This window comes from Pseudomonas sp. (genome assembly GCF_049645325.1).
GTDB lineage: Bacteria > Pseudomonadota > Gammaproteobacteria > Pseudomonadales > Pseudomonadaceae > Aquipseudomonas.
Genome location: NZ_JBARTQ010000423.1, coordinates 1 through 9,719 on the forward strand (window position 1 = coordinate 1; position 9,719 = coordinate 9,719).

The 9,719-nt window shown below is 59.0% G+C and carries 9 protein-coding genes and 1 pseudogene; 3 read left to right on the plus strand and 7 right to left on the minus strand.

Annotated features, from left to right (window positions below; genetic code table 11):
- Positions 1-185 precede the first annotated feature (185 nt).
- Both WBB95_RS18305 and WBB95_RS18310 read left to right on the plus strand, forming a co-directional pair.
- Positions 186-968, plus strand: coding sequence for a hypothetical protein (locus WBB95_RS18305; protein ID WP_424488875.1), 783 nt, complete (start codon positions 186-188; stop codon positions 966-968).
- A gap of 102 nt (positions 969-1,070) precedes the next feature.
- A complete protein-coding gene (locus WBB95_RS18310; RefSeq protein WP_424488876.1) occupies positions 1,071-1,451 on the plus strand; it encodes a hypothetical protein in 381 nt (126 codons plus the stop codon).
- 784 nt (positions 1,452-2,235) lie between these two features.
- Here the strand turns inward: WBB95_RS18310 and WBB95_RS18315 are convergent.
- The 6 genes and pseudogenes from WBB95_RS18315 to WBB95_RS18340 all read right to left on the minus strand — a co-directional run.
- A pseudogene (locus WBB95_RS18315) lies at positions 2,236-2,976 on the minus strand (alpha/beta fold hydrolase); the annotation flags it as partial.
- A gap of 44 nt (positions 2,977-3,020) precedes the next feature.
- A complete protein-coding gene (locus WBB95_RS18320) occupies positions 3,021-3,464 on the minus strand; it encodes a YqaA family protein (RefSeq protein ID WP_424488877.1) in 444 nt (147 codons plus the stop codon).
- A 3-nt stretch (positions 3,465-3,467) separates the two neighbouring features.
- Entirely contained in the window at positions 3,468-3,914 is a 447-nt protein-coding gene (locus WBB95_RS18325; RefSeq protein WP_424488878.1) for a DUF411 domain-containing protein, read from the minus strand.
- An 89-nt stretch (positions 3,915-4,003) separates the two neighbouring features.
- Positions 4,004-4,462, minus strand: coding sequence for an SRPBCC family protein (locus WBB95_RS18330; RefSeq protein ID WP_424488879.1), 459 nt, complete (start codon positions 4,460-4,462; stop codon positions 4,004-4,006).
- A gap of 90 nt (positions 4,463-4,552) precedes the next feature.
- Positions 4,553-6,547 carry a methyl-accepting chemotaxis protein gene (locus tag WBB95_RS18335; RefSeq protein WP_424488880.1) on the minus strand — a complete coding sequence of 665 codons (1,995 nt, stop codon included), beginning with the start codon at positions 6,545-6,547 and terminating at the stop codon, positions 4,553-4,555.
- 142 nt (positions 6,548-6,689) lie between these two features.
- The gene (locus WBB95_RS18340; RefSeq protein WP_424488881.1) at positions 6,690-7,685 is read right to left on the minus strand and encodes an aldo/keto reductase; all 996 of its coding nucleotides are present in this window, start codon (positions 7,683-7,685) and stop codon (positions 6,690-6,692) included.
- Positions 7,686-7,803: 118 nt separating this feature from the next.
- On the opposite strand from WBB95_RS18340, the gene WBB95_RS18345 reads away from it, so the two are divergent.
- Positions 7,804-8,721 carry a LysR family transcriptional regulator gene (locus WBB95_RS18345; protein WP_424488882.1) on the plus strand — a complete coding sequence of 306 codons (918 nt, stop codon included), beginning with the start codon at positions 7,804-7,806 and terminating at the stop codon, positions 8,719-8,721.
- On the opposite strand, the gene WBB95_RS18350 is transcribed toward WBB95_RS18345, so the two are convergent.
- Complete coding sequence (locus WBB95_RS18350) at positions 8,712-9,617, minus strand: cupin domain-containing protein (RefSeq protein ID WP_424488883.1); 906 nt, start codon at positions 9,615-9,617, stop codon at positions 8,712-8,714. The two genes, WBB95_RS18345 and WBB95_RS18350, sit on opposite strands and share 10 nt — an antisense overlap.
- Positions 9,618-9,719: the final 102 nt, after the last annotated feature.

Consider the following 9,719-nt stretch of genomic DNA (forward strand, 5'->3'; position numbering starts at 1 on the left):
GTGATGATCTTTCGCTAGAAAACGTCGTAGACAGAATTATCCTTGGGCCAACTACCTCAACTATGTTGGCAGCGACATCTGTCAAGCGAATGTTAAGCCACAGGGGAAAGCATGGGTTGGCAGAGAAAATCGTAGCTTCATCCATTCCATTTCGGTCTTAACTGTCATTGGGAGGGAGTGACGTGATGTCTGAGATTTTCACATGGAAGAACTGCATGGCCGATGTTTACACATATCGGTATGGGCCGATTGCAAAGGACTTCTTAACTCTTGTTGTAAACCCGTCACTAGATGCTCTTGATGCTCAGGTGAAGCATTGGCGGGAGTCTGAAGACGCTGTTTCTGGATTCATCATTTCTGACCTCAATGAGCTGATCTACAAAACACGGATGGCATTCTGTCTATCAATCCAGTCTCTTTGGGAGCAACAGATACGAACCTACTTAGCAGGCTGCCAACAGGAGCTGAGCATCAATCCGTTCCCTGTGTCTAACCGTAGAGGTGCCAACTCTGTACAGACGGTGTACTGGGGTGATGAACTGAATACAGTGTTTGTGAGGTTGCGGGATATCACTCTCCCTTCATTCGCATCATTTGAGTCACTTGATCTTCTTATGTTGGTAGGCAATGTGTGTCGTCATGGTGATGGCAACTCTAGTGCAAGACTGTGGGGTGTTCGCCCCGATCTTTGGCCTATGTACCACGATCCTGATAACACGTTCTTACACTCGACGTTGGCAGACCAAGCGCCTTCAGTGCAGTCAATGCAAATCCCTAGAGAGATGTTAGAGGACTTTGTAGACAAGATTTGTCTTTTCTGGGAAGACACCAACTACATCTATGAAGAGAGTATCGAACGAAAGCACCCGTCCCTTGAGGCTAGGTTGGTTGTCAGACGTGCTGAACGTGCACAGGGCATTCGGCATAAAGGGTTCACCACTCCCGTCTCTATAGCGCCCGAAGGTTGATGTGAGTGTGCTGCCGAGGGTTTCGATTTGTGCGTGTGCAATTTTGTGTGTTACAGTCGGCTCACACAATATCCGGGTGTGGCACTCACAGGAGCTTCTACGATGGCACAGGCAAAATCCCCAGAAGTAAAGGCAAAGATCATTGCAGAATGGCGTAAGGCTGAAGCCAATAAAGAGTCACGCAAGAGCTTTCACGAGCGTATCAAGGGTACAGAGCTTGAAATCACCTATGGCGGGCTTGAGCGGTGGTTGAACCCGGCCAAAGCCAAGATTGTTGGTAGCACACCTACGCACACGCCAGCACACACAGAGGCACCAATCCACATTGGCTCCACGCTGGATGATGTAGAAGCAGCGTACAAAAAGAGTATTGAATCACTTATCACCAACCTTGAAGAGCAAGAGCAGCACTTACAGGCTGAGCTTGACCGGGTAAAGACTGATCTTATCAGAGCACGTGACAAGCTCACTAAGTTTGATTGATTGCAGAGTGTCACAAATCCCAAGGGCCACATAAGTGGCCTTTTTTGTGTCTGTCACATTCTCATGTGTCACGGTTTCTGTTGACTTGGTTTGTGGTTGTGATAGTTTTGCTCTGTCACAAGGTTTCGCACCCTGTGAAGCCTGACAAAAAGGAGCTGCTATGGATACACAGCAGACACACAATGTGTACGTTCAGAAGGGATACGATTCAAATGTCTATGAGATGTACAGCTTTAACGCACTAAACACAGCCGCAACATTGAGGAATTGTGCATCTAGGTTTGGGTTGGTGGCCTTCATAGTAAGTGTGGAAGCTAACCAACCGTTAACGCATTATGTGCAACGATGTAGAGGCTGTGAATTCTGTTAGATTACCAAGGAGAGGTGTGTAGATGGGATTCTATTACGTTGTGTTCGGATTTTGTCTGTCAGCAACAGGTTATGAAAACCACTGTCAGCAAGAGAAGATGATAGACACCCAGTATCTTGGATTGGTTAGCTGTTACACAGGCGCCAGTTCGATTGAAAGGAGGACGACAGAGCAAATCTTGCAAGAAGCGAAGCAGAACAACGTTAAAGACCCGAAGATAGAAGTTAAGACACGGTGCATAACCAGTGCTGAGTCTGAGACCTTCTTGAAACAGTGGGGGCCATCAGCCTTGGTCATCACTGGTAAGAAATACGAGTAGGGCTAACCGCCCACACCCCCGCAACACCCCGCCACAGGTTGCACCTCCCGTCCCATACGGATAAGCTCCGTCACTCATCCCCACATTGCAGATTCTTGCGTGAAGATCATGTCGTAAATCAACGCCGAGTTCCATGCAACCTGCGTATGCCCTGGGCCTTTATTCAGGCCGGCGAGCATGTCGACCCAGCGGTCGTACTCAGGCTTCCAGCGCCCCACGTAATACGTGTTGAGTTCGTACTGGCGAATTCCCTCGGCGCTGAGCTTCAGTTCGCGTTCATACCATTGGTCAACACTGCGATACGGCACGCCCAACGCTTTCCAGTCTTCCAGGCCAATCGGGTTAACCAGCGCCAGTTGCTCGGTTTGCGCGGGGTAGAGCAGCGCATAGCGGGTCGCGAGCATGCCGCCGGTGGAATGGCCGACGATCGTGGCCTTCTGAATGCCGAGTTTTTCCAGCAATTGATGGGTGTTGATTGCCAGTTGCTGGAAACTGTACTGGTAGTGGTCAGGCTTGCTGGAGGTGCAGAAGCCGACCTGGTCCGGCGCGATCACCCGGTAACCGGCGTCGCTCAGGGCTTTTATCGATGCGTCCCAGGTGGCACCGCAGAAATTCTTGCCGTGCATCAGCACCACGCTGCGCCCATTGGCCTTGCCTTTCGCCGGCACGTCCATGTAGCCCATCTGCAGGGATTTGCCCTGGGACTCGAAGTTGAAATGTTCAACCGGGTAGGGGTATTCAAAGCCTTGAAGTTCGGGGCCGTAGGTGGCTGCGAACACGGGAGCGGCGCTGGTTGCCAGCAGGCCGGCGATGCAAAAAGCACGGATGAGAGGCATGGAAGGGCTCCAATAAGAATGCCCCGGATGCTGTTGCGAGGGGATTAAGTGGGGATTAACGCCCACTGCAGGGTCAGCGCCGCCAGCACGCCATAGCGCAGGCTCTTGGCCAGCGTGACCAGCAGCAAAAACCGCCACAGCGGCTCGCGCATCACACCGGCCACCAACGTCAGCGGGTCGCCGATAATCGGCACCCAGCTCAACAGCAGCGTCCAATGCCCCCAACGTTCGTAATGCCGGCGCGCCTTGTCCAGCTGCCGGGTGCTGACCGGAAACCAGCGCCGGTCCTTGAAGTGGTCAACCCAGCGGCCCAGCCACCAATTCACCACCGAGCCCAGCACGTTGCCGAACGTGGCGATGCCGAGCAGCAACCACAGGCTGTAATGGCCGCTGAGCAACAGCCCGACCAGTACGGCTTCCGACTGCAGGGGCAGCAGGGTCGCGGCGCCAAAGGCCGCGACGAACAACCCCAGGTAACCGGCGAGCATTGATCAGTGTGCCGGGTAGTCGGCCACCACCACATCATTACCTTCGCGCGTCAGGCCAATGACTTGATAGGCCTCGCTGCGGCCGTCCATTTCCATGCCGGGCGAGCCCATTGGCATGCCGGGCGCGGCGATCCCGAGCAAGTCGTCACGCTTGCGCAATGCCAGCACTTGCTCGGCGGGCACATGGCCTTCGACGAACTTGCCGTCGATCACGGCGGTATGGCACGAACCGAGGCGGGGGGCGACACCCAGGCGTTGCTTGACGGCGCTCATGTCGGCTTCCACATGGTCATTGACCTTGAACCCCTTGCTTTGCAGGTGGCTGATCCATTTTTTGCAGCAACCGCAATTGGCGTCGCGGTGTACGTCGATGGGAATCAGGTCGGCGGCCTGGGCCAGGGTCGTGGTGAACAGGGCGGTGAGCAGGGCCAATCGCAATGGGGTTTTCATCGAGGGGGCTCAGGAGCGGAAAGAGGTCGCGATCATGACGGCCTCGTCGCAGGCAAGCCAGCGTCCACAGGGGGCGGGATGTTTCAAAATTATACGAAGGGGCTGTTTTCGAGGCGATGCTTGAGCTGGTCCAACGCGATGGCAGACAGTTCGACCATGCGCGCATGCAGGGCCGCGAGTTGCAACTCGGTCTCGTAGGTCAGCACGCGCTTGAACAGCGTGCCACCGCGGTGGGGTTGCAGGAAGTAATGGATCGAGCCGTCGACGGCCAGGGAGGTAAATACGGTCTTGAACTCACGGGGCGGCTTGGCCACCTGCACCCGGTAACTCATGGGCACACGCACGCCCAGCAGGTCGATGATTTCAGTAAAGCGCGTGCCAGCCGGGAGGGAGCCGGTGGTGCCAGTGTCGGCACTGAGGGAGGTGGGATGCCATTCATGCCAGCGATCAGGTTGGGTTACGTAGTCGTAAACCACCTCGATGGCGGCCTCGATATACCGTTCCTGGCTGATCTGTTCCAAGCGGACTGGATGCTCGACAGCATGCATGACACACCTCCTGTGTGGCGAGATATCGTCCTTAGAGCTGTCAGAATAGTCCCACTCCCGCGCATTGCACGGGAGTGTCTCAGTAATTTATCAGCGCACCTTGAAGCGGCTCATCAGCGCGATCACCCGGCCATTTGCGTCCAGCAGGCTGCGGGTGTTGGTTTCGGTTGCGTTGCCGCTCTCCACCAGTTCTTCGACCATCTGTCGGATCTGCACCATGCTGCGGTTGATCTCCTCGGTCACCGCGCTTTGTTGCTCGGCGGCCGTGGCGATCTGGGTGCTGAGGTTATTGATATGGCTGACGGAGCCGGCCATTTCGTCCAGGCCGGTGTTGACCCGTGCCGTGGCATCCGCCGCAGACTGGCAACTGGCTTGGGTGGCTTCCATCGCGGTCACCGAGGAACTCACGCCGGTGGTCAGCCGCGCGAGCATCTCATTGATTTGCGAGGTGCTGGCCTGGGTACGTGCGGCCAGCGCGCGAACCTCATCCGCCACCACCGCAAACCCGCGACCTTGCTCGCCGGCACGCGCTGCCTCAATGGCGGCGTTGAGTGCCAGCAAGTTGGTCTGGCCGGCAATCGCGCCGATCACGCCCAAGGTCTCGGTGATGCGCGCGGCGTCCTGGCGCATGGCTTCCACGGTGTGCGTGGCGCTGGACACCTCACCGATCAGGGCGCTGACGCTGTTGGACGCTTCACCCACCACCACGCGGGAGCGGTCGGCGTGCTCGTTCGCGCGCTGGGTAAAGGCGGCGGTTTCGGCGGCGTTTTGCGCGACGGTGTCGGCGGTGGAGCTCATTTCGGTGATCGCGGTGACGGTTTGATCCGTCTCCGAAGCATGCCGCACCAGAATCTGGTTGGTGTGGGCGGAGGTTTGTTGCAACTGCGCCAGGCCCGTCGACATGGCGCCAGTGGCCAGGGTCACTTCGCCAATCATGTTTTGCAGGTAGACGATAAAGCGGTTCACCGAATGGCCGATGGCGCCCAGTTCGTCTTCGGCGCGAATGGTGATGCGCCGCGTCAGGTCGGCATCGCCGGCAGACAATGCGTCGATATTGGTGCTCAGCGACTTCATGCGCTGCACCAGTTGGCGAATTGCGTAGGCGGCCAACAGCACCAGCAGCAACACCATCGGAATTTGCAACAGGGCCAGGGTGCCGAGCACGTCATCGCGCTGGGCGGTGATCAGCGAGGTGGGCAGGGCGGTGGCGAGGAACCACGGCGTGCCTTCGATGGGTCGCAGGTAGAACGTGCTGGCCACGCCCTGGTTGTCGAACTCGCTGCGCTGCAGGCCTTTGTCGCGCTGGGCGAGGGCTTTGCTGACCTGGGCGGCAAACGCCGAGGTGCTGGCCAGTTCGCTGATGTTCTTCAACACCACCGGGCTGTTGATGCGCGAGCTGTTGCTGATGATCTTGCCGTCACCTTCGACGATCAGCATTTGGCCGCCGATGTCTTTTTCCTTGCTGGCCACCAGGTCGTTGAAGAAACCCAGGGTCACGTCGATGGTAGCGACGCCGTAGGCTGCGCCATCACGCTGGATCGCCATCGCGCAGTTGGTGCGAGGCTCCTGGCTGGCGTCGTCCTTGTAGGCGGCGGCCCAGACGCATTGGCCGCGCGGCGAGGCGAGGCCGCCTTTGTACCAGCTCTGGTCGTAATAATTAGGCGCGGCGTCACTGTTCCAGAAGGTGTTGACGGCCAGCTTGCCCGAGGCATCGCGGTGCCAGAAGGTGCTGTGCTTGTTGCGCCCCGGGGTGCGCTGGTTGGGCAACGGCCAGATGCCGCCGCCGAAGACTTTCAGCTCGCCATATTGGTCGACCAGGCCAGGCAAGACCTTGTCGATGGCATCGCTGTCGAGCAGGGGAATGGTTTGGGTGATGCTGCGTTGCTGGGCCTGAACCTTGTTCAGTTCGCCCTGGATCTGCTCGGCCACTTCGGCCACACGGTTGAGCACCACCTGTTCTTCGGTGTGGCGCAGCTTGGGGGCGACCAACTGGCCGATGCCCACGACGGTCAACACAAACAGCACGAGGACGAACAGCACCAGAAACAGGGTGTAGCGGGTTTGGATAGAGCGCAGTGGGGGCATGGGGCCGTCCTTACGAAGCGTTTATTGTCGACGCGGCTTTTTTAGAGCTTCGTAGGGCTATCGGCGTGGGATGGCGGAGCTTTAGGTACCATGGTGCAAGAAAGTGAGAGCGCCATTTGCAGGCGCTCGCGGGTGACAAGCCTCAGATGTCCAGCATCGCCATCACGGCCTCGGGGTAGCGCAAGCCAGCCGTTGCGTCGGCGGGGAAGATCGCCTCCAGCGCGGCCAATTCGGAGGCGCTGAGCCGCAGCGATACAGCTGCCACGTTCTCTTCCAGGTACTTGCGCTGCTTGGTCCCGGGAATCGGAATGATCCCGTCGCCCTGGGCCAATACCCAGGCCAGCGCGAGTTGGCCGGCCGTCACGCCTTTGTCGGCGGCGAGGCTCTGCACCTGTTCGACCAGTAGCAGGTTTTTCGCGAAGTTTTCACCCTGGAAACGCGGGCTGAAGCGGCGGTAGTCATCCGCCGCGAAATCGTCCGGGCTTTTCAAGGCGCCGGTGAGAAAGCCTCGGCCCAGCGGGCTGTAGGGCACAAACGCGATGCCCAGGCGTTGGCACGCGGCGAGGCAGCCGTTGTCTTCCTGGTCGCGGCTCCACAGCGAGTATTCGCTTTGCAAGGCGCTGATGGGGTGCACCTTGTGGGCGCGCTCCAGGGTGGCGGCGGACGCTTCACTCAGGCCCAGGTAACGCACCTTGCCCTGGTTGACCAATTCAGCCATGGCGCCGACGGTTTCCTCGATGGCCACGTTGGGGTCGATGCGGTGCTGGTAATACAAATCCAGGGTGTCCACGCCGAGCCGTTGCAGGGTGCCGTCGATGGCCTCGCGGATGTATTCAGGGCGGCCATTCACCCCGCGCAGCGCCGGGTTGGCCGGGTCGCGCACAATCCCGAATTTGCTCGCCAGGAATACCTGGTCACGCTTGCCGGCGATCGCCTTGCCGATCAGCGTTTCATTGGTGTGCGGGCCATAGATGTCGGCGGTGTCGAGGAAGTTGACGCCCAGCTCCAGCGCACGGTGCAGGGTGGCGATGGCTTCTGTGGTGTCGGTGCCGGTGGTGTAGAAATCGGTCATGCCCATGCAGCCGAGGCCGATGGCGGAGACCTGTGGGCCGTTTTTGCCCAGTTGACGAGTTTGCATCGGTTCAGCTCCTGAGGGTGGGAAGGTCACCATTGTCACGCTCGACAAAACCTGGATAAACCGGCTAAAAGCACTATCACTGTTCGTATTTTCTAAATAATCCCTGAGGAGTTGCCCCTTGGATCGTTTCAACGCCATGCGCGTGTTTACCCGGATTGTTGAGTTGGGCGGGTTCGCCAAGGCAGCCGACAGCCTGCAACTGCCCCGCGCGTCGGTGACCGTGTTGATCAAACAACTCGAAGCGCACCTCGGCGTGCAGTTGTTGCAGCGCACCACGCGCCAGGTCAGCCCGACCCTGGACGGTGCGGCCTATTACCAGCGTTGCGTGCAGTTGCTGACGGACCTGGAGGAAACCGAGGCGGTGTTCTCCACGCGCCGCCAAAACCCGCGCGGCACATTGAGTATCGACATGCCCTCGGGCATCGGGCGGCTGATTGTGATCCCGGCGCTGCCGGCGTTCACTGCGCGTTACCCGCAGATCGAGCTGGAAATCGGCCTCAATGACCGCACGGTCGACTTGATTCGCGAGGGCGTCGACTGTGTGCTGCGCGGCGGCCCGGCGCTGGACGAATCGCTGGTCGCGCGGCCTTTGGCGATGATGGATCAGGTGACCCTGGCCAGTCCTGATTACCTTGAGCGTTTCGGCGTGCCGGCTGAATGGGACGATTTGGCCGGGCATCAGATGGTCGAATATGTTTCCAGCGTCAGCGGCAAACGCTTTGGCCTGGAGTTTCAAGTGGGCGCGCAGCTGCGCGAGGTCAACCTGCCCAAGCGTGTGGCGGTCAACAGCGCCGACGGTTACTTCGCGGCGTGCGAGGCCGGTTATGGGTTGATCCAGGCGCCGCATTACCATGCCCGGCGGCAATTGGCGCAGGGCGCACTGGTGGAAGTGCTGCCCCAGCATGCGCCGCCGAAGATGGCCCTTACCGCGCTGTACCCGCCGCATCGCCAGTTGTCACAGCGGGTGCGGGTGTTTATCGACTGGCTGGTCGAACTCTGCGCCCAGCCAGGCATCGGTTTGCAACGTCAGGCTTGAGCCTTGCGATACGCGCCAGGTTGTTGCCCGGTGACCTTGTTAAAGGCCCGGGTAAACGCCGCCACTGACTGATAACCCACGGCCACTGCCACATCGGCAACGGTCTGGTCTTGCTTGAACAGCTGGCAGGCGTGGCGCACGCGCATCATCAGCAGCACGTGCCCCGGCGATTGCCCGCACAGTTCATTGAAGCGCTTGAAAAACGCCGACCGTGACAGCCCGGTGCAGGCCGCCATGCTTTCCAGGGTCCAAGGCTCGGCGGGGCGCGCGATCAGCTGTTCCAGCAGCTTGGCGAATGCCGGTTGGCGGCCCAGCGCCGCGAGGCCGCCGAGGTCGTGGTTGTCGAGCACTTGCTGGCGCAGCACATACAGAAACAGCAGGTGACAAAGGCGTTCGAGCAAGGCGGAAGAGGGCGCGGGCGCGCGTTCGCATTCCTGCAGGATCAGCTCGAACAGGTTGCGCGCGGCGGTCAGCGACGGGTCGCCAGCGCGCAGGATGATCCAGGCGGGCAGGGTGTCGACGATCAGCGCCGACAAGCCGGACTGGAAATGGAAAAAACCGCAGACCAACCCCACACCGTCAGCGGCGGTGCTGTCCAGCGGCAGCATCGGCCGTCGCGGGCATTCCTGCGCGCTGGCCGCGGTGGCCTCGCCAGACAACCGGTACGCCAGGTCGCGTAACAGAAACACCGCGTCACCATTGTTCAGGTGGTGCGGGGTCGATTCTCCGTCGATATGCAGCCAGCATTCGCCCTGCACGATCAGGTGAAAACTCGCACTCGCCAAGCCATGGGTGCTCGCATGCCAGTCGCCACAATAGCGGCCGACATGGAACAAACTGGTGTTAAGTTCGAGGCTGTCTAATAACCAATCGACAAGTGCACTGGACGAATTCATCTAATGGAAAGACTCAAGAGCAAGTAATCGCTACTTTAGCCTATTGAGGCGTTTTTTTATAACCAACAGACTGGATACACGAACCCATCAGGAGACCACTCC

Coding starts and splice junctions, on each gene's coding strand:
- WBB95_RS18310 (WP_424488876.1), top strand. CDS start 1,071: ATGGCACAGGCAAAATCCCCAGAAGTAAAGGCAAAGATCATTGCAGAA.
- WBB95_RS18340 (WP_424488881.1), bottom strand. CDS start 7,685: ATGCAAACTCGTCAACTGGGCAAAAACGGCCCACAGGTCTCCGCCATC.
- WBB95_RS18330 (WP_424488879.1), bottom strand. CDS start 4,462: ATGCATGCTGTCGAGCATCCAGTCCGCTTGGAACAGATCAGCCAGGAA.
- WBB95_RS18305 (WP_424488875.1), top strand. CDS start 186: ATGTCTGAGATTTTCACATGGAAGAACTGCATGGCCGATGTTTACACA.
- WBB95_RS18325 (WP_424488878.1), bottom strand. CDS start 3,914: ATGAAAACCCCATTGCGATTGGCCCTGCTCACCGCCCTGTTCACCACG.
- WBB95_RS18320 (WP_424488877.1), bottom strand. CDS start 3,464: ATGCTCGCCGGTTACCTGGGGTTGTTCGTCGCGGCCTTTGGCGCCGCG.
- WBB95_RS18350 (WP_424488883.1), bottom strand. CDS start 9,617: ATGAATTCGTCCAGTGCACTTGTCGATTGGTTATTAGACAGCCTCGAA.
- WBB95_RS18335 (WP_424488880.1), bottom strand. CDS start 6,547: ATGCCCCCACTGCGCTCTATCCAAACCCGCTACACCCTGTTTCTGGTG.